Here is a 24,072-nt window from a genome sequence, read left to right as displayed (position 1 = left end):
GTTAACAACCGAGCATTATATTTATGTGTCAACTTGCCAGTATGTAATTAGTCGGCTTAAGCACCTTCAATTTCTGCAAACGCTTTGTTTGCTTCAGCAAAAAATTTCTTTACCTTATTACGATCTTTTCTACCGTCAGGGCCTTCAAGTCCGGTGTGCGCATCAACCGCAGCAGGTTTAACTTTACGAATTGCATCTGCAACGTTGTCTGGGTTCAAGCCACCAGCCATCATTAATGGCTTAGGTGAACGACGCACTAATTCAGCACTTACGTCCCAGTTATGAGTTAGCCCAGTCGCGCCTTTCGCGCCCGTTTTAGGATCAAATGTGTCTGTAATAAACATGTCCACATATTCAGCACACTCATCCACCAGTGTTAATAATTCGTCAGCGTTATCTTCTTTCACTACTAAGCTTTTTAGTACGTAAAGATCGGGACGCATTTGTTTAAGTTTACGAAGCTCTGCCACTTCAACGTCACCGTGTAGTTGCACAGCGGTAAAACCTAATTCTGTACAAAATTGGCTAATTTCGTCTGCTTTAACCATATAGCTGATTAATACACCCGCTTGCGGAGCAGATAAACTTTCAATAATTTTCTTTGCCGCAGGTTCAGAAATATCATCTTTACCTGAAGGTAAACGCAGTGGAAAACCTAACCACTGAACGCCTTCGTCAGCGATTAATTTTGCTTCATTCTCGTCAATAATCCCTGCGACTTGTATTAGCTTTTCCATTAATTTGGATCCTTATTGTTTTAAAATTTCTTATCTATTAACAAGATAACTCGTTAATACGTAAATTGTGTGTAAGGTTAATATACGTTTATATAAAGTATCTCTTCATAAAGATACTTTATATAAAGTTACATACTTTTAAGATACTGTCAAATTTAAAATGTCATTTATCGATAATAAACTTGATAGGTTAGGCGCTTGATTAATAGAAAATTAATGCTACTGTCGAAACGGTGATTAGGCTTGGTACCTAATTCACTCACATGCAGGTTGCCCTGTATTTAAATAACAATAACTAAGGAAAGAACGATGTCTGAAACTAACGCACGCCGCCGTGGTGCCATTGACTATATTGAGCTCCCTTCTAATGACTTAACCAAGTCTGAATCTTTTTTCAGTGAGCTATTTGGCTGGACCTTTCAAAGCTATAGCCCAGAATACTTAGCGTTTAATGACGGGCATACCGATGGCGGTTTTTATGTAAGTGACTTAAAAGCTAATACCGAAAATGGCTCTGCACTAGTGGTGTTTTACCATGAAGATTTAGAAAACCTCTGTAAACAGGTGACCAACTTAGGCGGCAGTATTAAAAAGGAAATATTTAGTTTTCCGGGAGGTCGTCGTTTTCACTTTACCGACTTAACCGGCAACGAATACGCGGTGTGGAGCGACAAGTAAAGTCACTCTTCATGCCCTACTAGACATAAAAAAACGGCGAAGCTTTTATACTTCGCCGTTTTTACATTAAACTTTTTACATTAAACGTAGTTAAGAATTGTAAGCCTTAGATTATGGACGACAGCCGCGGCGCGTACATAAACGACGCAGTAACACAAAGTCAGTAGCTGTAAAGCGACCGTCTTGGTTTAGGTCTAATTCAGGGTCAATCTCATCACCGTTACGGACTGCACGTAAAAATAACAATAAGTCATTTCTATCTACATCACCGTCACCATCTAAATCACCTAATACACCGGCATCAAGCTGGAAGCTCATTAATACAGGATCGTGATCAGACATACGGTATGCATCAGCCGCATAGAAGTCGATAAGCTGTTGGCTAGATTTCTTCTCAGTATTGTAATCTAGCGCTAATGGCTCGTCGGCATTAATGTGCCAGTCTTTCGTATCTACGGCTTTTTCCAGTAGGCTAGCAGACGCTAGGCCATGATCTAAATAACCAAACTCACCACCAAAGCTATACGAGTACGCATTTTCACCATTAAAGTGCTTAATTAGGTTAGTGAAACCTACCTCAGTGAAGGCACGGATTGGATCTTCCATGGCGTAGGCGTTTAAGTCACCCATCACAAGTACATCTTCGTCAGCAGTGATAGTAGGCTCGTTGGCTAACCAAGTAATTAGCGCTTGTGCTTGTGCAGTACGGCGAGCGTTATAACAGCCTTGGCCATCGCCTTGGTCTTTGTCATCACCCGATGCACCACCGCATGCTTTTGCTTTAAAGTGGTTAACCACAACCGATAACGCTTCATTATTACTGGTTAATGCAAAACGTTGCGCTAATGGCGGACGATTAAAGATAGCGTCCATATTAATTGCAGGAGCGCCTACAGGCGTTACCGTTGCCACTTTATAAAGTAGTGCAACAGCAATTTCGTCAGTACCTAACGCGGTGCCTGTATCAATAGCAGCGTACACAGTTTCACCTAACGCGGTATTTAAACGATTCACTAGCTCAGTAACAACACTGTTCGCTGAAAAACCGTCATTCTCAATTTCCATTAGGCCAATAATATCAGCGTTCATTGCCAATAGTGCTGCCACTGTTTTATCAATTTGACGTTGGTATTCTTCAGCAGTATCAGCACCGCGTGAGGTAGGGAAACCTGCGCCTTGGCCGTCACCGTTAAATAAGTTTAATACGTTAATACTTGCTACCGTTAGGTTGCCTTGCGTCAACTCTGGCTCGGCAGTGCGCGCATTATCATGCGAGAAACTTGGTGCTTCTGTTGGCACTACGCGGTATTTGCCATAGCTAAAGTCAACAACACCCGTTAATGCTGTTACCGTGTCGCCATTACGTAATGTGTTGCTGGCACTTAAACCACCAGTAGGATAAATAACGTTTTCAGGGTAAGTACCTGACACACCATCGTCGAGCGTGATCTTATTCAGTGCATTTTCAGCTGCTAAGTTTAGGGCGGCTTCAGAATTTGGTAAGAACTTGTTAGTAGGCTTATATAAACGACCGTTAGACAGTGTTACTTCACCGTATTTAAACAGGTCTTTGTTATCACTTACTGTTAATGGGTTAGTAATAGTAACATACATGCCTTCATGCGCTTCTTGATGCTCTGCAGACGCGAACGGTAACACTAACGCTTGAGCAGTAAACTCAGCACTACCACAATTAAGCGCTGCCGCACTTGCTGCTAGTTGGGTTTTACCATAACGCTCTTCAACTTTACCAACCACACGAACTCGGTCGCCTACATCAGGCATACCGTCGTTATTACCATAATAAACGTATATACCTTCAGACGTTAGTGTATTGTTGTCTTGGTGCTCAGTATCTTCTAACAAATAGAAGCCTTTAGACGCTGGGAATGTCGCTGTTACAATCGCTTCCAATATATGGTTTTCATTACGTACTGGAGATTCAAATCCCTCACCTTGAATAGCATTAATGGCTGTTGCTGGATCTGCACACTGGCCAATTACCGGATCTTCGTTACCACCGCTATCAGGGCCTGTGCCTGGTGTACCGTAGTCGCCAGCACCATAAGTTTCACTGGACTCTGCAACCCAATTACTACCAACGTTATTATCAGTAGACGCATCAATTAAGGTCATTGATTTGCCCGAAGGATCTGGCCAAACCGCACCACCATCGTATGCTACAGTATCTACAACGTCACCACTTGGTGTTACTAGTACAATTTCGTCTGCGCCATTTGATAGCGTCATTCCGTTACCATACGCGTAAGCAACTGAAGTTAAGCCGCCATTAACGTTACTGTCGCCATTTTTAGCAAATACTGCGTAACTATTCGCAGCAATGATAACGTCAGTGGTAATAGTAAATGAATCTGAACCATCGTCACGAATGGTCCAACCATTTAAATTAACAGGGCTTGAATCTGTGTTTAAAATTTCAAACCACTCACCTTTATCATCGTTTACTGCACTTGGGTTTTGCATCACTTCAGTGATAACTAGATTACCAGTTGGCGTACCCGGATCGGTTGGGTTGTCATTACCACAAGCTGGCGCTGAGTATAATGTATCTACCCACTCTGGATGGTCAACAAACGGGTTACGGTTACCTTGGTATTGGTAAATTTTATTGTTACGGTGCTGCTCAGTTGCATCTACTGGATCAGCTTGATGCCATTCTAATAAACGACATAAACGACCTAAAGCAGGCTCACCCACACTCGTTAAGCTATCGACAACTCGTAAATCTGGCGTTAGGTTATCCGCACCTTCATAGCGTGTATCCATGTACATCACCATACGTGCAACATCACCTTTTACTGCATCTCTTGGCTCAAAAGAGTCGTTATCAACGCGATTAATTGGGGATTCTGGTAATGCTGAGTCGCTGTTATCAAAATCTAAATTGCCACGCGAGGCATTAACTGAAATATCAGTTGGGCGTAAGTGGTGAATATCGGTGTAAGCACGGTAACCTGAGCTTGAGAAGCCATGGCTTTTCGGCCATACGTGTTCACGGTTCCAATTATCTGGGTTGTTGCTTTGACTGCCACTACCGTTCGACCATTTAGCAAGTGTCGTGCCTTTGTAGAACAATGTAACATTGTTGGTGTTACTTGGATCTTCATCCGTTGCAGTTAACGCTGTCCAAACTTCACTATAAGTAAGCTGACGGTGATTTTGCGAAATAATTGCATTGATAGCAGCTTTAATCTCTCCAGCAGATAAATTGTTATTTACCGCTGCAATGGCATTGGCATAATAAACCGCATCATCAAACGCGGTTGGATCTGCAATTGGGTCTAGGTCAGGACAGTTATAACAGGCGTCACGTAATTGACCACCTGTGCCCGGGTCTGTGGGATCAGTCGGATCCGTTGGGTCTGTAGGGTCGGTTGGATCTGTCGGATCAGTGCCATCACCCGGTGCGTAACCCGTTAGTGGAAATGGATTTGGCGCAGTAGCATTTGATGTTTGACCGTCTAATGCATTTGGGCCGCTAAACACCCAGTTAGCCGCAACAAATGTGCTGCCATCAGGACCTGTGCTGGCGTTACGCGATGCCCAACCGTCAAGGTATTCCCACGCTTGGCCAGAACCATCGGTATTAATATCACCAAACACATCAATTACTGTACCGTTACAGTAAAGCTCTATCGCATCATCGCCATTAATGTTAGCAGCACCATGTGTATAAGTGGGCGCAAAGCCAAAAAAGTCAGCAAATTTAACGCCTTCAGAAGCTACATAAATATAAGAACCTGCCGTTGCTGAAGCAGCAGGAAAAGTAAACTCTTGACCGTCTGTGCCACCGCCATTATTAGCAGAACCAATACCACACACACTTAAGTCTGTAATATCGTTTGATACATATAATTGAACGGCTTTGGGTAAGCCACCTGGTAATGGACCATCAATCACACCTGTTAATACTAGATCGCTTGCGTTGGCAGTCGCTGCACAACTTAGCGCTAGTAAGGCGGAAATTTTATACTTCATTTGTAACTCCTGAGCGTAGGGGTAAATTTCAAAAATGTTGAATTAATTGAAAGCGATAAATACAGGAGAAGAATTTAATACAGAGGTATGACTAGATGATGACAGTTTAAGCAAATCCATTCAGACAAACCTGATGCAAAAAACGCTCACTCCGTTTTATTATTATTTTGTAATTTTTATTTTTTCTACATCAAAGTCATAGGCAATTAAGCAAAACTTGTCCAATAATACATTGTGAAAAAGTTTCACAATTTTTACTGATTTGGACACTGTTTTTCACACTCAAACCACTCATTCACAAACTCTGTTTTTCTCATTTTTTTGTGAATTGCAATTCGCTTGAAACCAGCGCTACATCAGCGTTTAATTGATTTATTGAACGCTTAAAAAAGTGGGTAAATGATACCAGCTACTGATGGAAAAATAACCTGATTTTTTATTACCTTTATGGAATAAAATTACATAACAAATCCTCATTTAACGGTACAACCAGCTGCAAAGTGCATTTGTACCTTAGATTTATTACTATTATTTGTAGTTGATTTTCATCGTCTATTTCAGCCACACCAGACTGGTAAAATTAACGCTTGAATATCAAACAAAGGTGCCACACTTATTACACTCATATATACTCTGCCTCACGCTTCACTTTATAAAGAATTCAAGGAAACATAATGAAACTGTATGGCTCAACAACGTCCCCTTACGTTCGCCGCTTACGTATTTGGCTAGATGGTTCGCCATTTGAATTTTTTAATATGGATATTTTTGATGAACCACAACGACAAGTGCTGCGTGAAAAGAACCCGATTTTAAAAATTCCCTTTATTGAAGATGGCGAGCAATGCATTTTCGACTCAAGGCAAATTGTCAGATATATCAGCAGTAAGGGGAGTGATAACACAAGCTCAGCTTACCCTTCAGAAACGCTAAATTGGTCAGCTGAAAATACCTTATCCATGATTGACGCTGCGAATGATGCCCTTGTTAACATGCTAGTGTTAACGCGCAGCGGTTATGATACCAACGATGACACCTTATATTTTAATTTGCACCGCGAACGTTTAGCGCTCACATTTGAACAATTAAATAATAAAGTGCTAGCAGGCGAGTTTGCCAACTGGGACTACCTGTCCATCAGTTTATATTGTCTGATAGATTGGGCGTTATTTAGATCGCTCTACCACTTTGAAAACTACCCTAACCTCGTTGCCTTTCATCATATGCACAACCACAGAGCATCTGTTGTAGCTACAGATCCACGAGGCTAGTGTGAGAAAATTTAGAAACGCGACAGATGCACCGGTAACCAGCTTTAACTGGCAAGCGCTAAATTCACTTTGGCCATTTATGTTAGAGTTTAAGCAACGAGTATTTTTAGCGCTAAGCTGCCTTATTTTTGCCAAAGTCGCCAGTGTTGGCTTGCCGTTTATTCTAAAATATATTGTTGATGATTTAGAGCAAGCAAACGATTTAAAAACAGCAATCATCGCTGTCCCTTTCGCATTAATCATTGCCTATGGCGTGGTGCGTTTTCTTAATGTGATCCTAGGCGAAGTGCGCGATACTTTATTTGGGCGCGTCACTGAACGCGCGATGCGACGGGTTGGATTACAAGTCTTTAATCATCTGCATAAATTAGATCTCAACTTTCACTTAAATCGACAAACTGGTGGACTATCTCGCGACATGGAGCGCGGTACGTCGGGGATCAGCTTCCTGATGCGTTTTATGGTATTCAATATTGTGCCCACACTATTGGAAATCCTGTTTGTGGTTGGCATCCTGTTCTATAACTACGGCGTATACTTTGCGCTGATCACCTTTGTATCAGTTGCGCTATATATTGCTTATACCGCTGTTGCTACTGAGTGGCGCACCCATTATGTACGCGAAGCTAACGCCGCCGACTCCACCAGCAATAGCCGAGCAATAGACAGTTTACTTAATTATGAAACCGTAAAATATTTCAATAATGAGCAGTTTGAAGCCGACAGATATGACAAAGAGTTAGCCAGCTGGGAAGATGCGCGTCGCAAAAATCGCCTTACATTATTTGCCTTAAATGGCGGACAAGCATTAATCATCGCCACCGCAATGACCAGCATGCTCGCACTCGCAGGCTACCGCGTAGCCGAACAAACCATGACGCTCGGCGACTTTGTTTTAATTAATGCCTTTATGATGCAAATTTTTATGCCGCTGAACTTTTTAGGGTTTGTATACCGTGAAATTAAAGGTTCATTGGCGAATATTGAAAACATGTTTGGGTTAATAAAACAAACGTCAACAATTGTTGATGATAAAAACGCTAAAGAAATCAAAGTTTCACGTGGAACCATTGCCTTTCATAATGTCGACTTTGCCTACCACAGTGAACGGCCAATCTTAAAGCAGCTTAGTTTTGACGTTGCAGCCGGGCACAAAGTCGCCATTGTGGGCGAAAGTGGCGCAGGAAAGTCGACCATAGGTAAACTGCTTTTTCGATTTTATGATCCCACTGCAGGCAGCATCACCATCGACGGCCAAAACATTAAGCACATGACGCAACATTCCCTACGTCAATCCATTGGGATTGTTCCGCAAGATACCGTTTTATTCAACGACAGCATTTTTGAAAATGTGCGCTACGGCAACCCACAAGCTGACGAACAACAAGTATGGCAAGCGATTGAGTTGGCACATTTAAATCACTTTGTACAATCACTGCCTGAAAAAGAACATACGGTTGTGGGCGAACGAGGGCTAAAACTGTCTGGTGGTGAAAAACAGCGTGTTGCCATTGCGCGCACAATTTTAAAACGTCCCCCAATCTTGTTATTTGATGAAGCCACCTCATCCCTTGATTCCGGTTCCGAGCAAGCAATTCTTAGCGCACTAAAAGAAATTGCTGAAGGCCACACTTCATTGGTGATCGCACATCGCTTATCAACAGTGATAGATGCAGACAACATTATTGTGTTGCAACAAGGAGAAATTGCAGAGCAAGGCACCCACAGTGAGCTGCTTGCCAAACAAGGATTATATGCAAAAATGTGGGCCATGCAGCAAGAAGAAAAGCACACAGCCGCTTCCACAAACATCGGCGATACGACAACAACAACGGAAAATAACCATGCTCGATAAATACGCCATGTTAGAAGCCATAAACACCACCATGCCTTTCGGCAAATATGCGGGCAGTAAATTATTAGACTTACCCGAACCATACTTAGTGTGGTTTCATCAACAAGGTTTTCCTGAAGGCAAGTTAGGCCAACAACTCGCCCTGATGTATGAAATAAAACGCAACGGGCTTGAAAAAATACTAAGGCCACTGGTGCATAACTAATATTAGCTAAACACTTTCTCATAAAAACAAGCAAAATTAATCACATGCACTACTCTTTAGGTTATTAACTTTAATGTGTTAAGCAATAAAAACCTAAATGATTTCTGCACCTTTACCTAAAAGTGAACAAGATAGAATACTGACACTACAGAACTATGCCGTACTAGACTCGGATGAGGAAACATTATTCGATGATATTACGTTTGTTGCGGCAGAAATATGTGAAGTGCCAATTGCACTGATCTCTTTAATTGACTCTGATCGACAATGGTTTAAGTCAAGGTTTGGCTTGGACGCCAAAGAAACACCAAGAAACATTGCCTTTTGTGCTCATGCCATACTTAGTGACGAGATAATAGAAATTCCTGACGCAAAACTCGATCCTCGCTTTGAAGATAATCCACTAGTTACTGGCGCCCCATATATTCGCTTTTATGCAGGCGCGCCACTTATAGCACCAAATGGGGAGAAAATAGGCACGTTGTGTGTGATTGACCGCGAACCCAAACGCCTTGACGATAAGCAAAAAAATCTACTAAAAGTGTTAGCAAGAGATGTGGTTGCACAATTAGAGATACGCAATAAAACTCAGGCACTTAAAGAAAGCCAAGAGTTACAAACATTAATAAATGAAACAAACCAAGATTTAATTTTTGTCAAAGACGAAGAGTTCAAAATTGTATATGCCAACAAAGCTTTTATGAACATATACCCCAAAGAATTACATGACAAAGTGCTGGGCTTCACAACAATAGAAGAATATAGCCCAGAGCAAGCAGAATTCTTTTTAACGCAAGACAGAATCGCGTTTGAAAAAGGTAAAAGCCAAATCGTCGAAACAATCCATTTACCCAATAAAGAAAAGCGGGTGTTAAATAGCACCAAGCAACGCTTCACCAGTGTAGGCGGTCAACGCTATATTTTATGTGTGTCACATGACATTACAGAGCGTGAGCTATTAATGGATGAGTTAAAACAAACCAATCGAGATTTGGATGATTTTGCTTATATTGCATCACACGATTTAAAGGCTCCGCTTAATGCCGTAAAAAGGTTGCTTGAATGGATAAAAGAAGACTGTGAACATTTGTTACCCGAAGATAGCTTGGAAAATTTTCATTTAGCTATTGGCCGAGTTAATCGTATGCACAAATTACTTAAAGACTTACTGTCATACGCTCGTATCAATAAAAGCTACGAAAACAGCGAAGTCGTCAACTTAACGGAGTGTGTTAATAGTCTTCATAATCTACTTGATGTGCCTGATAGCTTCACCATAACAGCAGAAAGTAAAGTCATAGTTGTACCGCGTATTCCATTAGAAACGATTATTCGAAACCTAATTTCTAATAGTATTAAACATCACCATCAAGAAAGTGGCACCATCAAAATAACCTGCGATGAAACCAAAGCCGAGTATATTCTCACAGTTTCTGATGACGGACCGGGTATCGAACAAAAGTATCATCAAAAAGTTTTTGAATTGTTTCAAACCCTTAAACCTCGAGATACTGTTGAAGGCAGTGGTATGGGGTTATCAGTCGTCAAGCGACTAACTGAACACTATGGTGGCAGCGTGAATATCTCTGCTAATAAGCCAAGTGGTACGGTGTTTACAATTCATTGGCCCAAAGAAAATGTGGCTAAAAAAATAAAAGAGACATTTAATGACTAAATTCTCCGACAATAATGAAGACATAAATATTACAACTTTATTTGTTGTAGAAGATGATGATGTCGACTTTAAAACGCTTATGCGCGCAATGAAAAAACGTAAAATAACTAATCCAGTTATACGGGCCTACGATGGCCTTGAAGCACTAGAAATGCTAAAGAAAAATGAAATTCCAAAGCCATTTATTATGTTGGTCGATTTACAAATGCCCAGAATGAGCGGGAGTGAATTATTACAAAAAATTCGACAAGAGGATGAGTTAAAAACCAATGTTGTTTTCATCTTAACCACATCTCAAGATGTCAATGACATACGACAAAGCTACGAAAATCAGGTTGCAGGTTATTTTTTGAAGGACGATGCCGAACAGAGTATCTTTCGCGTAGTTGATGCCATTGATGCTTATTGGAACATAGTACAATTACCACGGTAGGTTAGCATGAATATATTAATTGTTGATGATGATGTTGTTGATAGAAAAATAATTAAACGTACCATCGCAAAAAAGAATATCAACGCTAAGGTCACTGAAGTCTCTTCTGTTCAAGAAGGTTTAGAAAAATTAGCAAAGCATGACTTTGATATTATTTTGCTCGACTTTAGAATGCCTAAAGTCGATGGTATCGAAATGGTAATCGAGCTTCGTTCCCGTACTGATTTAGGTAGAACTGCCATCATCATGATGAGTTCGTCAGAAAGCGAGCAACTAGCAATAAACTGTATAGAAGCTGGGGCTCAAGACTTTATCGCTAAAAGTGAGCTGACCGAATCAAAACTGCAACGCGCCATCATACATGCACAAAAACGATTTACTTTAGAAAAGAAACTACACGACAGCTATATGACCGCTAAACGTATGGCTGAAAAGGATCAGCTTACTGGGCTTTCGAATCGTTACCACTTCGAAGAGAACTTAAGGGTGATGCTAGCCAATACACGGCGCACGAACGAGAAAGTGGCGTTATTGATGCTCGATTTGGACAACTTTAAATACGTTAATGACTCTTTTGGTCATGATGCTGGCGATCAATTATTGATACAAATTGTGCAGCGAATTGGCCGTTGCTTAAGAAAAGACGAAGGGTTTGCCAGATTAGGTGGAGATGAGTTCGCTATTCTAATATGCGGCATAAACTCGATGGGAGAAATAAGCAATATTGCTCAACGCATATTAGCAGTATTTGAAGCCACGTTTAACCTTAACGGGCATGAGGTCAGCAGCGGTGTAAGTATAGGTGTAGCGTTGTACCCTATTAATACCTATAAAAGTGAAGAGCTAATGAAATTTGCCGATATTGCCATGTATCGAGCAAAGCAAAGCGGTAAAAACACTGTTTGTTTTTATGAACAAAAAATGCAAGAAGAGTTTAGCCAACGTTATGCGATCCAAACCGCTATAAAAAAAGCTATCCAACAGTCTTCATTTGAGCTGCATTTTCAGCCAGTTTTTGCAATAAAAGATAATCAACTTACCAGTTTTGAAGCATTAATTCGTTGGCCCACACATAGTGAGACCAAGTATACACCTGATGTTTTTATCCCCATTGCAGAAGAAACGCATCAAATTTATGATATAGGTAACTGGGTTATTGAGAATGCTATACAACACCTAGCACATTGGCAGAAAAAAACATCCCAAGACATTTCTGTTTCTATCAATATTTCCCCTGTTCAATTACAACAAGATAACACCACAAATTTTATAAAAACAAACATTACAAAACACAACATTAAACCAGCCAATGTTATTTTAGAAATAACTGAAACCGCCTTATTTAAAGAAAGTGATAAGATAAAAAGTTCACTGGAAATACTATCAAAATTCGGTTGTAGGATAGCATTAGACGACTTTGGCACAGGTTACTCTTCCATTTCTCACTTAATCACATACCCAATAGATATTGTAAAAATTGATAAATCGTTGTTTTCCCAAAACAACGAAGACATTAAAAGAGTTAAAATTTTTAAAGGTTTAGCATTAATGCTGAAAACACTCGACTTTTCCATTATCGCCGAAGGTGTAGAAACACAAGAGCAACTGACATTATGCAAAGAGTTAAGTATTCATAAGGTGCAAGGATACTTATTAGGTAAGCCCACCAGCACCAGCGAGATTGAGGATAAATATATCGACGACTAAATTAAGTAAAGAATAACGACTGTGACGAAATACTGTGGTTAAATAAAGAAGAACAACCCTATTCTAAAAATAACCTAACGGTAAGAAGTCATCATGAGCCAATTTAGCGAATTAACCCACCCACTTATTCAGCATAAATTAACTGAAATGCGTGACAAGCACACGCCGAAAAAACTGTTTAATCAAAACTTGTTCGAAATAACCCAACTGATGACCTACGCAGTAACCCAAGATTTACCACTGCAAACTACAACCGTAACCACTCCCTTGTGCGACTATGAAGCACCAACCTTGTTAGATGACAATATTGTTATTGTGCCAATTCTACGTGCTGGGCTTGGTATGTCGCACGCGGTTGAAGCGCTCATTCCCACCGCTAGCATTGGCTGCATAGGCGTATATCGTGATGAAGAAACCAAGCGCCCGGTTGAGTATTTAATCAAATTACCTGATCTCACCAATAAACAAATCATAGTAACCGATCCAATGCTAGCAACGGGCCATTCCGCCGCTTATGCGATTAAGCTATTAGTTGAACGTGGCGCAACAGAGCAAAACATAAGACTGATGACGCTAGTGGCTTGCCCGGAAGGATTACAGGTGATTGCTGAAGCTTTTCCGCAAGTTCACACGTATACCGCTGCGTTAGACAGTCATTTAGACGAAAATGCTTATATTGTGCCCGGGTTAGGCGATGCAGGTGACCGGTTGTTTGGAACAGAGCATTAACCTACTCTCAATTGTTGTTCGTTCGACAAATAAAAAAGGCGCTTACATTTACGTTAAGCGCCTTTAAAATTAATAATAGAGTAGCTGTTGATTAAGCTACTTTAGTCATAATGTCTGGACAAATATCTTCGAGTAAACGGCGTGCTAGTGTTTGATAGCAGCCAAAGTCGGTCCAATCTTGAATGAGTAACTGCGTGTTGTAGCGGCGGCAAATATGCGGTAAAAACGTATCGTGGCAGTCAGACACTAGCTGCAAATATTCCTGCGTAGTACCTGCTTCAGCATCACGTGAACGTGCCAACATACGTTGATATGACTTCACTGGATCTGACTTTAGGTAGACGACCGCTGACACTTGCGGGTAATCTGTTAATTTGTCTTGAATGTCGTAGTAATAGTCTAAATCTTTACCGTCTGGACGACAGGCTTCAGCCAAATTCGCTTGGCAAAACACTAAGTCTGAAAATAACGAACGTTCAATAACATAGTTATAGTTTGGATCTAACCCTTGGCAAATATCGGCGCGCTTGTTAGTAATATAACGCTGAAACTCTATGCGACGACTAGGGTCAACCGTAAACGCTTTAAGTAAGCGTTGAAACTCAGGATCAGTGTCTACGTCTTCAATAATTAAGCGCCATTGTTCTGTAGAGCTCGTATTCAGCTCGTTAACCAGTTGTGGTAATAACGTGGACTTACCCACTCCAATATTGCCTTCAATTGCAATTAATTTAAACTGATTAACATTCGTCATACAACACCTCTAAAAAATCGACGAGCAAGACTATCAGAGTATTAAATTGAATAAAATGCTAGGGGAAAGGCTTTCGTTATTTGATGGTTTAAACGGTCAAAATAGAAACGATATGCGCATATTTCAACCGTTTTAAAATTAAAAAAATAGCGTCTATTTTATTTTTTTAAAAAAAATTCGTACTCACTGTGGTTTTTAATTTGCGATGTATCAAATTCTGTATGTTGTAATGGCTCGTTTGCTAATACACTATTAACAACTTGCTTGTTAAAATCGAGCACGCTATCCATCGCCAAATATTCTTCAACGGGCATCCATCGTGCTTTGCCAATTTCTGTTTCATCAATTTGAATGTCAAAGCTAGTGGGATACAAACGACACACCGCATAGATGTTAGACGTACTGAATTGTCCGCCATGATAATGGCGAAACCCAATTAAGCCGCCAAAAGTGGTGGAAATGCCTGTTTCCTCGAATACTTCTCGTCTAACCCCATCTGCAATCATTTCGCCCGGCTCTAACATCCCCCCCGGAAACTTAAACAGGTTAGGACGCGTGGCCATATGCAACTGTTCGACAATAGTCAGAATTTGGTTATCTTCACTGATCACCACCCCACCCGTTCCAATGGTATGAGTCGCAAAGTTAGGTACTTCAGATCCTGCCTCTAATCGTTTAGTTAACGTTAGCTGCTCATTTTTAGCATGATGGAACGTAAACCCCTGCTCAATGGCAACAGGTATATGCGAAGATAACGTTTGTGGCACTGAAAGCCACACCACTTTATATTGCTGCTGTTGCCAATCAAGTAATGAAGCCACCAGCTGCAGCTTAAATTCTGCAACATCGGTAGGTAACTTATCAGCTAATACTTGAATACCTTGGTAAATGTTTGGGGTTGCAGCAAGGGTGTTATTAGAGTGCATTTAATAGGCTCCAAGTACTTTATATTAATAATTAAAAAAGGCCTTAATAAATATTAAGGCCTTTTTTAGCTTATGCCTGTGTAGCGGCTATAAATTCAGGGTCTGTGAACAACTCACCTAAAAGCTTCTGGATAATCACAGGATAATTAATTTGCCCGTTAGGTATAGCTACCGCTCCAACAAAAGAAGAGTCCCATTCGTGCTTAGCACTAAGTGTTTTTTGATAAGTTACTTTTTCGTCTTGCTTAACCGTAAACTTTACTGTCATATCACCTTCTCCAATAGAGAAGCCTGAAATATCAATATTATTCTTTAAAAGTACGCCTTCTACTTGAATATTAGATACGCTTGAATAAAGCTTAGCTTGTTCTAATTCTTGCTTCAAAGCACTTTCTAAGTACTTTCCGAAAGACTTTTCAATTGGAGAAACAAAAGAAGATCCTCTTAAAGAAAGCTTATTAACTTTTTTTGAATCTTTAATAGTACCAACATCCATTTTATTTAGAGAGGCTAACTTCAACTTCTGAGTATTATCTAACGAAACCTGATAATTAGGTGCAACAACGGTACAAGCACTCAATAACACACTTGCTAATATAATTAAAATTCTCATTTTTTATCCTTATAGCTTAGCGCTGTTATTTAATTCTACTGCCAATTTCTTAAATGCTTCTTCTGAAGCTCTATGAGCTGAAAGGCCGAAATCTTTAACAAACTCTTTGAATTCTGCGTGACCTTTACCAGTTACCGTTTTATCCCAAACTAAATTACCAGCTTTATCGAGCGCCTTAATCGTAAGATTAAAAGTGAAGTCAGTCGCAGGCCAAGTCATTAAGCTTTTTGAGCTTGAATCTGTAACAATTTTTGGAATAAAAATAAGGGAGATGTTTTGTTCTTCAATAAACTTTTTGTCATCTAATGAAGCAACTGTCCAAACATTTTTGAACTTACCTGAAAGTACTTTATGTAAAGCTGCTTCCGTATCTTTATACGGTGTATATGTAATTTTATCACCGCCACCGCCTGGTGTTACCACCTTGCGATTTTTTTCTTCCTTAGCAATATAATACCCAACTACAGCATCACTTTTATTCTCTGACTCTTCTAGTTGAGTTAAATTTGGACTTATTTGAATTTGATGCGCACATCCCGTTACAAATAACGTCGCTATCACCAAAACTGGTTTTAATAGGTTTTTCATTATTGTTCTCTACTACTTAAATTTAAAGTGATAGTGAAATGGAACAATAGTGCAAAATAATTGAATTCCATTTCGATTACTATCAATATGAGTTGTCTTTTTTGACGGCGAGAATTGTATAGTTTGCTAAGATAAATTCAAACTAAAATTACTGCTAGTTTACAATTAATGTGAGAGCTTCAATAACATGAATTATTTAATATTCGGATATATTCTTTTCTATCAATAAGTTAATTTATCTCAACCTCCAACTGCGCTAAAAAGCCTTTCATATACTCTATTCTTTGTCGTGCTTCTTGTTTTGCGCCTGTGGTTTGCATTAACTCTGCAAGTTTAAATAATTTTACATAAAAGTGGTCAACGCTAAATTGCTTGTCTTGTGGTGATCGGGTATGACAAAACGGGTCGTCTTGATTGTAAAAACTTGCGCCGAATGATGCGCCAGTAATAAAACAACGCACAATACCTATTGCACCTAGCCCGTCTAATCGGTCAGCATCCTGTACTATTTTAGCTTCAAGCGATGTTGCAGAAATGCCTGCACTGAAACTGTGCGCTTCTACGGCATGGCATACCTCATCAATCCACGCTGGTGGATAATCAATACTACTTAGAAATCGTTTTGCTTCTTGTGCTGCTAACGTAGAGGCTTGCGCCCTGTCTGGATGGTTTTTAGGTAACGTGATGCAATCATGTAACCATGCCCCGGCAATAACAACTTCGATGTTACAAGGGTGGTTAAGGGACTCTTTTGCCGCTATCGATTTTGCATTAGCCACCACCCGCATCACATGATTTATATCATGAGCGGGATCGGTGCTAATCCGTTCACTCATGTATTGATAGAAATGAGCTTCGTATTTGGACGTATAAGAGGTTAATCCTGTGGTGTTATCTGGCATAAACTAATGTCTTCTAAAGAAAGTAATAATAACGACAATATCAAGTAAACGCTGTGGCCTTTTAATCTAGTGTTCAGCAGGCTTTTCAGGCCATAAAATATGACAAAATTTATCATCTTCATCTTTACTGATCAGAATTCTAGCAAACACTTCTTGCTGATTAACATCAGCTGCGATTGAACGATTTAGGCCAATAATTACCTCGGCGTAGTCTTCTGGATCAGGCACAAAATCCAATGAGGCTAACCAAATAGCTTCCTGTGGATCGCGCGCTTCAACAAAACCAATTTGTTCCGCTTGTTGATCAAATTCATCGAGCTTCTCAGCACTTAAATTATCTTCTGCTAATTCATAAAAAATATCTTCGGCGAGTTCGGAAACCTGTTCAATGGATAACATGCGTAAGCCTTTTAATGATTGAGAGTAGCGCTATTGTAACCGAGCCAACGCCGAGTTGTTGACCATTTACAGCAAAAAATTGTTAGTTATCGCAAATAACTGGTTGCCACTAATAAAATATGGTAACAAGAAGCTCAAATAATAAAGTCAGTCGTTATGGCTTGTGCGTTCGTTGCTACACCATATCCTGCAATAAAATATCTAACACCGTACCTGTACAACTATTTTGGTATGCCGTTAGGCCTAGCGCCAATGTGCGCTAACCAAAAAAATGATGATAAAATTTACAGAGAATTACATGAAAAAACTTTCTATTTCTGCAGTTGCAGCTGCATTACTACTTGCGGGTTGTGGTGATGATGCCGCACAAACAATAACGACATCAACAGAAACACCTGCAAGTGCTTCGTCAAGCAAAACACTATCAGAAGTGAGCATCAGCAACCCATTTTTTAGCGATTATCAAACACCGTACGGCATCCCTCCATTTGAAAAAATTAAACTGGCACATTACAAGCCTGCGTTTATGAAAGGCATTGCCGAGCATAAAGCAGAGATTGAACAAATTGCCAATAATACCGCGCCAGCCACGTTTGAAAATACGATTGTAGCAATGGAGCGCGCTGGTCAGTTATTAAGTAAAGTTGAGTATGTGTTTTATAACCTAACGTCTGCCAATACCAGTGATGAAATGCAGGCGTTATCAAAAGAAATGTCTCCATTACTGTCTTCACACAGCGATGATATTAATTTAAACGCTAAACTCTTTGCGCGTGTAAAGTCGGTTTATGACAACCAAGAAAGGTTAAATTTAAACACTGCTCAAGCTAAGTTATTGAAAGACAATTACATTAGCTTTACGCGTAATGGTGCCAACTTAAACGACACTCAAAAAACAACATTGCGTAGCTTAAATGAACAGCTTAGTAAGCTGTCGATAGAGTTTGGTGAAAATGCCTTAAAAGAAGTACAAAACTTCAAATTAGTGATCGATAAGAAAGAAGACTTAGCTGGATTGTCAGACAGCGTGATTGCTGCTGCCGCCGACACCGCTAAAAAGCAAGGATTAGAAGGTAAGTGGGTATTTACAACTAGCCGACCTAGCTTCACACCATTCGTTACTTACGCCGATAATCGTGAGCTACGCCAGCAAATGTTTGAAGCGTACACCAACGTAGCAAACAATGATAATGAGTTCGACAATAAAGAAATTGTTGCCAAAATGGCCGCATTACGTGCTGAAAAAGCCCAGTTACTCGGTTATAAAACCCACGCGCATTATGTGTTAGAAGAACGCACAGCTAAAACACCTGAAAATGCTTATGCATTGTTAAATAAAGTATGGCCAGCTGCCATTGCACGTGCCAAAGCTGAAGTGAAAGACATGCAAGCATTGGCTAACAAACAAGGTGACAACATTACCATTGCAGCATGGGACCACTGGTACTACGCTGAAAAAATCCGTAAAGCTAAATACGATTTAGACGAAGAACTTACTCGTCCTTACTTCTCACTGGAAGCCACTTTAGATGGCGTATTTTATACGGTTAACCAATTATTCGGCTTAACAGTAAAAGAGCGTCATGACTTACCGAAATACCATGACGATGTGCGTACCTTTGAAGTATTCGACAAAGACGGCTCTTTATTAGGTATCTTTTTAACCGATCATTATGTGCGTGACAGCAAACGTGCAGGCGCATGGATGAATGCATACCGTAAACAACATAAAGTTGATGGTAAAAATATCAAACCTATTATTGTTAACGTACTAAACTACCCTCGCCCAACCGCTGATCAGCCATCGTTACTTACCTTTGATCAAGCAAGCACATTGTTCCATGAGTTTGGTCATGCCTTACATGGCTTATTGTCTGATGGTGTGTACGAATCTCAAACTGGCACAGCAGTACCACGTGACTTTGTTGAGTACCCGTCACAAGTAATGGAAAACTGGATGACAGAACCACAAGTGCTAGCAAAATTTGCAAAACACTACCAAACCGGTGAAGTGATCCCACAAGCCATGATTGAAAAAATTCAAGCTGCTGCACAATTTAACCAAGGCTTTGGCACCACTGAATATTTAGCCGCAGCGTATTTAGATTTATACTGGCATACACTTGAAACAACCGATTTAAAAGACACCGCACAATTTGAAAAAGCGGCCATGGCAGAGTTAGGGTTAATCGACGAAATTGCACCGCGTTATCGCAGTACTTATTTCCGCCATATTTTCTCTGGTGGCTACTCAGCTGGTTATTACAGCTACATTTGGTCAGAACAGTTTGATGCTGATACGTATGACGCATTTAAAGAAAACGGTATTTTTGATCAAAAAACCGCGCAATCATTCCGCGACAATATTTTATCTCAAGGTGGTACCGATGATGCCCTTACCTTATTTAAAAAGTTCCGCGGCCGTGACGCAAAAGTAGAGCCGTTACTGAAGAAAAAAGGACTGGTTGTCGCAGACAAGGCGTCAAAACTGTAAGCGAAACACCATGCATACCACCATAGCTCACTTGCGTGAGCTATGGTATTTCAATCATTTAGGTAGAAAAATACGCGCTATCTAATCCCTCGTTTCATACAAAAATCTGCAATTCCAACTACACTTGTTTTTACTAAACCCGCTGAATTTAACCTAATAAACTGTTAATTCAGTTAGTTATCACAATAAGTAACTTGAGTTGGATGCTGCATGAAAATAATTAATAACTTATCCTTTAAAATAAAGCTGCTCATGCTGGTGTTAATACCTTTATTGGGTTGTTTGTATTTTAGTTTGACTCAAGTCATTGCTGACTTTCAAAAGCGACAAGTGTTAAACGATATATCAGAACTATCACAGCTCGCTATCTTAAATAACGCGATGGTTCACGAACTGCAAAAAGAAAGAGGGATGTCGGCAGTTTACATTGGCTCTAATGGTCAACGTTTCAAGACCGAGTTAAGCCAGCAACATGCGCTGACAGATACACAAAAAAACAAAGTTTCACAGTTTATTAGTCATCTTGATAGCACCACCGATGAAGCTAACACGCTTATTAAGCAAATACAGGCTAAGCTTGCTGAATTAGATTCCATAAGACAACAAATATTAGCGCTCACTATTTCAAAGCCAGATGCACTTAACTATTACACAACTACCAACCACTCAGTTTTATTATTTACCAATTATTTTATTTCTATTAGTCCAAAAGAAACGGTAAACATTGCGACCGCTTACTACAATTTTTTAGAAGCGAAAGAACGAGCAGGCATAGAACGCGCCGTTGCAAGTGGCGGCTTGGCAAACAATCGTTTCTCTAGCGATAACTTTGAAAAGCTAATTAGTTTAATTACCGCACAAAATATTTACACCCAACAGTTTTTGTTGTCGGCAAGTCAGCCCACTCAGCAGCAGTACCAGTCAATGCTAAATGACAATGCGGTAAAAGAAGTGATGCGTATTAGAAAACTCATTATTAACATTGGGGCAAGTGGCCCGTATGAAACAGAGGCGGCTTACTGGTTCGACATGGCAACAAAGCGCATTAACTTACTAAAAAATAATGAAAACTATATTGCTGAACACTTTGCTAATGAAATTGACACCCTATTAAGCAATATGAATACGCAATTACTCGTTAATCTTGCCACTGTGATCATAGTCATCCTGATTACCGCGTTCGTTGCATATACGATATTAACCGTGATGCTAAAACAGCTAGATAGCTTAGTACTTACGCTGAAGAAAGTCGCTAAAGAGCACGATTTAACGGCACGAAGCGAAATATATACCCGTGACGAATTAGGTAATATGGCAATGGCACTCAATAATACCCTAGAGTCGTTTGCTGGCGCTATCGATCAAATTAGCAATAACAGTGTTAAACTTTCCGAATCAGCTAATGAAACGGCAACCACCATCCAACTCAACACGGTTAGTATACAAAGTCAGCAAGATGAAACCGCTCAAGTTGCTACTGCAATTGAACAAATGAGTGCAACCGTAGAAGAGGTCGCGCGCAGTGCAAGCCAAGCGCTTCAAACTGCACAAAATGCCAATAACAAAGCCATCAACAGCCAAACTGTTGTAGGTGAGTCATTAACTGCAATCGATAATTTAGTGCAACAAGTAAATGAAATTGGCAGCCGTATTAGTACGTTACACGAAACAAGCAACCAAATTGTTACCGTTATTGATGTAATAAAAAGTGTTGCAGAACAAACTAACCTCTTAGCGTTGAATGCAGCCATTGAAGCCGCCCGAGCAGGAGAACAAGGACGAGGCTTTGCCGTTGTTGCCGACGAAGTGCGTACCTTAGCTCAGCGCACCCAAACGTCCACCGTAGAGATAGAAACCATTATTAACCAACTGCAACAAGAAGCAGATAATGCTTATAAAGAAATTGATAGCTCGCAAGAAAATGTGAAAAAGACCGTTGAAAGCGCTGAAAAAATAGAATTCTCGCTGACCGAAATAGTAACTGGCATTTCAGACATTAATGCCATGATTGAACAAATTGCCACAGCAACAGAAGAACAAGTCAGTGTGACCACCGAAATTAATAAAAATATTTCTGATATAGATTCCGCCACCAAACAAATTGCACAAGGCTCGGAACAAGTATCAAATTCAGCCAACAATCAGGCGTCTTTAGCCAATAATTTACAACAACTTGCCACTACTTATCGAATTTAGTGGCTAACGATAATAAATACATCACTTATAACGGTTAGTTTTAGTGTTGCTTAAGGCAATTTTACACGCCTATCGCTTATCTCGAAGGTTTACGCATAAACTGCTGATAAAAAATCCGCTGTATCGCTATGGCCTGCAGAGGTTCAATCAGTTTAAATTGCACCGTACAACCAGCGGTGCATTGGCTTAATCTAAAAGCATCAACAGGTAAAATGTTACCTAATACAGGATAGCCTCCTAAGGTTTGGCGATCTTTTAAAAGTATAATCGGCTCACCACTTGGGGGAACTTGCACCGCGGCAAAACTGATCCCTTGCGAGCAAGTGAGCTCGTTCATATTGCTCAGGGGATTAATCGTGCTAGCGCTAGTGCTATTGTTATGTTGAGCGCGTAGTCGATACCCCATGCGATCGCTGTGACTGGTTACCTGAAACCTATGCGCTAATAAATAATCCATTGTTGGTTGCGATAATGCATCAAATTGATACCCGGGTATCAAGCGTAACGGTAATACCTGCTTTTCATTCGTACCATAATAATGTGGAATAAATTTAGGTGATAGACTGCGCAAACCCGACATATCCTCAAGCCCAACCGCATGGCAGGCTAATAAATCACCTTGTGCTATTTTGCTGCCATCTTGATTAAACCCACCTATTTTTTCGCGCTCAACGGTAGCACAACTGCCCCACATATCGGCGCAAATAAAGCCGTTCATCACTGCAAAATAACTATAAACACCTCTTCTGGCATAACCTAGTTTAATTTCGTCTCCTCGGCTAATTGTATGAACATGCCAAAGCGGTTTGGCTATGCCATTAATCGTGAAAGTGCATTGTGCGCCCGTTACCACAACACAGGTATCTACTTGTGCGATTAATTGCAGCCCACCTATCGTCACTTCCAATTGCGGGGTATGCAGTGCGTTTCCTAATAACTGATTCGCCCATAAATAGGCATATTCATCCATGACACCGCCTGTTGTTACGCCTAACGGTAAAGCGTTTAATCGCCCACCGTCTTGCACCGTAGTATATACGCCCGACTGTTTGACCAGAAAACCGGACTTAGTCAAGTTGCCCTCCTAATTCGAGAAACGTATGGCGGCTAATCGCATTAAATTGCACTGCTAACCCTAAAGACAATAAGGAATATGGCGCTGTTGTAGGATCAAATAAAGTAACAGGCGTACGGCCAATAACATGCCAGCCTGCTGGTGAAGACTGTGGATAAATGGCAGTTTTATTACCCGCAATGGCCACACTGCCCGCAGCAACATTGGTAACAGGAGTGGCTTTTCTGGGGAGTTGTAGTGGCGAAGGTAATTCAGCTAGATAACCAAAACCAGGAGCAAAGCCTATTGCCTCAACATGATAAGTTGGCGCGCAATGCAGTTCGATGATTTGCTCGACAGATAATTGCAACTTTTGACTAATCGCGAGCAGATCCGCTGCTACTTCATTGTCATAATAAACCGGAATAGTAAGTACCGAGTCATGGGATTTACTTTGCTCGTTATCCTTATCGTTTATGGGTTCAGCGTTAATCAGCTGATGAGTGTTAACACCAGGCAAAACCAGGCTTAAACATGCAGCTAAACGTTCTACACACTGCAGATGATCCAAAATCATCACATCAAACGTTAACAGTATCTGATGGTACGCGCCAAAATTAACCACAAAATGAGGATCAGCAGCTTTTAATCCTGTACTAATCGTATTAATCACATCAGAACCACACCTTTGTTGACTGTTTTCAATATGTGTATTGAAAAATGAAAGCAACAGTCCATCCACGCCAGCTACACGGATTTCAATTAAAAAACCTGCAATATGTAAGGTGTTAATGAGGGCTTTATGCTGGGTAATCGTATTCACCTACTGTTTATTCACATTCGCTTTAGCCATTAGA

Annotated in this window: 20 protein-coding genes; 10 read left to right on the top strand and 10 right to left on the bottom strand. The window is 40.4% G+C overall.

All coding sequences use genetic code 11. From position 1 onward, the window contains the following. Positions 1-56 precede the first annotated feature (56 nt). Positions 57-737: a phosphoribosylanthranilate isomerase gene (locus HUU81_RS17270; RefSeq protein ID WP_199610130.1), complete on the bottom strand. Its 681-nt coding sequence runs from the start codon at positions 735-737 to the stop codon at positions 57-59. Between the two features lie 309 nt (positions 738-1,046). On the opposite strand from HUU81_RS17270, the gene HUU81_RS17265 reads away from it, so the two are divergent. Further along, the gene (locus tag HUU81_RS17265; RefSeq protein WP_199610129.1) at positions 1,047-1,415 is read left to right on the top strand and encodes a VOC family protein; all 369 of its coding nucleotides are present in this window, start codon (positions 1,047-1,049) and stop codon (positions 1,413-1,415) included. A gap of 111 nt (positions 1,416-1,526) precedes the next feature. Here the strand turns inward: HUU81_RS17265 and HUU81_RS17260 are convergent, their stop codons facing one another. Further along, entirely contained in the window at positions 1,527-5,414 is a 3,888-nt protein-coding gene (locus HUU81_RS17260) for an ExeM/NucH family extracellular endonuclease (protein WP_199610128.1), read from the bottom strand. Positions 5,415-6,088: 674 nt separating this feature from the next. Here HUU81_RS17260 and HUU81_RS17255 point away from each other — a divergent pair. The 7 genes from HUU81_RS17255 (at position 6,089) to upp (ending at position 13,289) form a co-directional block, all read left to right on the top strand. Then, the gene (locus tag HUU81_RS17255) at positions 6,089-6,685 is read left to right on the top strand and encodes a glutathione S-transferase family protein (protein ID WP_199610127.1); all 597 of its coding nucleotides are present in this window, start codon (positions 6,089-6,091) and stop codon (positions 6,683-6,685) included. A gap of 1 nt (position 6,686) precedes the next feature. Beyond that, positions 6,687-8,540, top strand: a complete 1,854-nt coding sequence (locus tag HUU81_RS17250) for an ABCB family ABC transporter ATP-binding protein/permease (protein WP_233520543.1) — start codon at positions 6,687-6,689, stop codon at positions 8,538-8,540. Beyond that, the gene (locus HUU81_RS17245; protein ID WP_199610126.1) at positions 8,530-8,745 is read left to right on the top strand and encodes a DUF3820 family protein; all 216 of its coding nucleotides are present in this window, start codon (positions 8,530-8,532) and stop codon (positions 8,743-8,745) included. Before HUU81_RS17250 ends, HUU81_RS17245 begins: the two co-directional genes overlap by 11 nt. Before the next feature lie 97 nt (positions 8,746-8,842). Next, positions 8,843-10,420, top strand: coding sequence for a sensor histidine kinase (locus tag HUU81_RS17240; protein WP_199610125.1), 1,578 nt, complete (start codon positions 8,843-8,845; stop codon positions 10,418-10,420). Beyond that, on the top strand, positions 10,413-10,853 hold the full coding sequence (locus HUU81_RS17235; RefSeq protein WP_199610124.1) for a response regulator: 441 nt from the start codon (positions 10,413-10,415) through the stop codon (positions 10,851-10,853). The genes HUU81_RS17240 and HUU81_RS17235 overlap by 8 nt, the downstream gene beginning before the upstream one ends. Before the next feature lie 6 nt (positions 10,854-10,859). After that, the gene (locus HUU81_RS17230; protein WP_199610123.1) at positions 10,860-12,560 is read left to right on the top strand and encodes a two-component system response regulator; all 1,701 of its coding nucleotides are present in this window, start codon (positions 10,860-10,862) and stop codon (positions 12,558-12,560) included. Positions 12,561-12,653: 93 nt separating this feature from the next. Beyond that, positions 12,654-13,289 carry a uracil phosphoribosyltransferase gene (gene upp, locus HUU81_RS17225; RefSeq protein ID WP_199610122.1) on the top strand — a complete coding sequence of 212 codons (636 nt, stop codon included), beginning with the start codon at positions 12,654-12,656 and terminating at the stop codon, positions 13,287-13,289. 91 nt (positions 13,290-13,380) lie between these two features. Here the strand turns inward: upp and HUU81_RS17220 are convergent, their stop codons facing one another. The 6 genes from HUU81_RS17220 to HUU81_RS17195 form a co-directional block, all read right to left on the bottom strand. Next, positions 13,381-14,043 (bottom strand): deoxynucleoside kinase, encoded by a 663-nt coding sequence (locus HUU81_RS17220; protein WP_199610121.1) that lies wholly within the window; start codon positions 14,041-14,043, stop codon positions 13,381-13,383. 158 nt (positions 14,044-14,201) lie between these two features. Further along, positions 14,202-14,969, bottom strand: coding sequence for an NUDIX domain-containing protein (locus HUU81_RS17215; protein WP_199610120.1), 768 nt, complete (start codon positions 14,967-14,969; stop codon positions 14,202-14,204). A gap of 70 nt (positions 14,970-15,039) precedes the next feature. Then, on the bottom strand, positions 15,040-15,582 hold the full coding sequence (locus HUU81_RS17210; protein WP_199610119.1) for a hypothetical protein: 543 nt from the start codon (positions 15,580-15,582) through the stop codon (positions 15,040-15,042). A gap of 9 nt (positions 15,583-15,591) precedes the next feature. Continuing rightward, entirely contained in the window at positions 15,592-16,170 is a 579-nt protein-coding gene (locus HUU81_RS17205; RefSeq protein WP_199610118.1) for a hypothetical protein, read from the bottom strand. Between the two features lie 230 nt (positions 16,171-16,400). After that, positions 16,401-17,072 carry an HD domain-containing protein gene (locus tag HUU81_RS17200; RefSeq protein ID WP_199610117.1) on the bottom strand — a complete coding sequence of 224 codons (672 nt, stop codon included), beginning with the start codon at positions 17,070-17,072 and terminating at the stop codon, positions 16,401-16,403. A gap of 66 nt (positions 17,073-17,138) precedes the next feature. Continuing rightward, the gene (locus HUU81_RS17195; RefSeq protein ID WP_199610116.1) at positions 17,139-17,471 is read right to left on the bottom strand and encodes a DUF440 family protein; all 333 of its coding nucleotides are present in this window, start codon (positions 17,469-17,471) and stop codon (positions 17,139-17,141) included. A gap of 298 nt (positions 17,472-17,769) precedes the next feature. On the opposite strand from HUU81_RS17195, the gene HUU81_RS17190 reads away from it, so the two are divergent. Together HUU81_RS17190 and HUU81_RS17185 are read left to right on the top strand one after the other, a co-directional pair. After that, positions 17,770-19,965, top strand: coding sequence for a M3 family metallopeptidase (locus HUU81_RS17190; protein WP_199610115.1), 2,196 nt, complete (start codon positions 17,770-17,772; stop codon positions 19,963-19,965). 210 nt (positions 19,966-20,175) lie between these two features. Continuing rightward, the gene (locus HUU81_RS17185; protein WP_199610114.1) at positions 20,176-22,161 is read left to right on the top strand and encodes a methyl-accepting chemotaxis protein; all 1,986 of its coding nucleotides are present in this window, start codon (positions 20,176-20,178) and stop codon (positions 22,159-22,161) included. Between the two features lie 76 nt (positions 22,162-22,237). Here the strand turns inward: HUU81_RS17185 and HUU81_RS17180 are convergent, their stop codons facing one another. Together HUU81_RS17180 and HUU81_RS17175 are read right to left on the bottom strand one after the other, a co-directional pair. After that, the gene (locus HUU81_RS17180) at positions 22,238-23,236 is read right to left on the bottom strand and encodes a 5-oxoprolinase subunit C family protein (protein WP_199610113.1); all 999 of its coding nucleotides are present in this window, start codon (positions 23,234-23,236) and stop codon (positions 22,238-22,240) included. After that, entirely contained in the window at positions 23,229-24,038 is an 810-nt protein-coding gene (locus tag HUU81_RS17175) for a 5-oxoprolinase subunit B family protein (RefSeq protein ID WP_199610112.1), read from the bottom strand. Before HUU81_RS17175 ends, HUU81_RS17180 begins: the two co-directional genes overlap by 8 nt. Positions 24,039-24,072: the final 34 nt, after the last annotated feature.

This window comes from Flocculibacter collagenilyticus, assembly GCF_016469335.1.
In the GTDB taxonomy this organism is placed as follows: Bacteria; Pseudomonadota; Gammaproteobacteria; order Enterobacterales; family Alteromonadaceae; genus Flocculibacter; species Flocculibacter collagenilyticus.
This window is presented reverse-complemented; position numbering and strand designations above follow the sequence as displayed.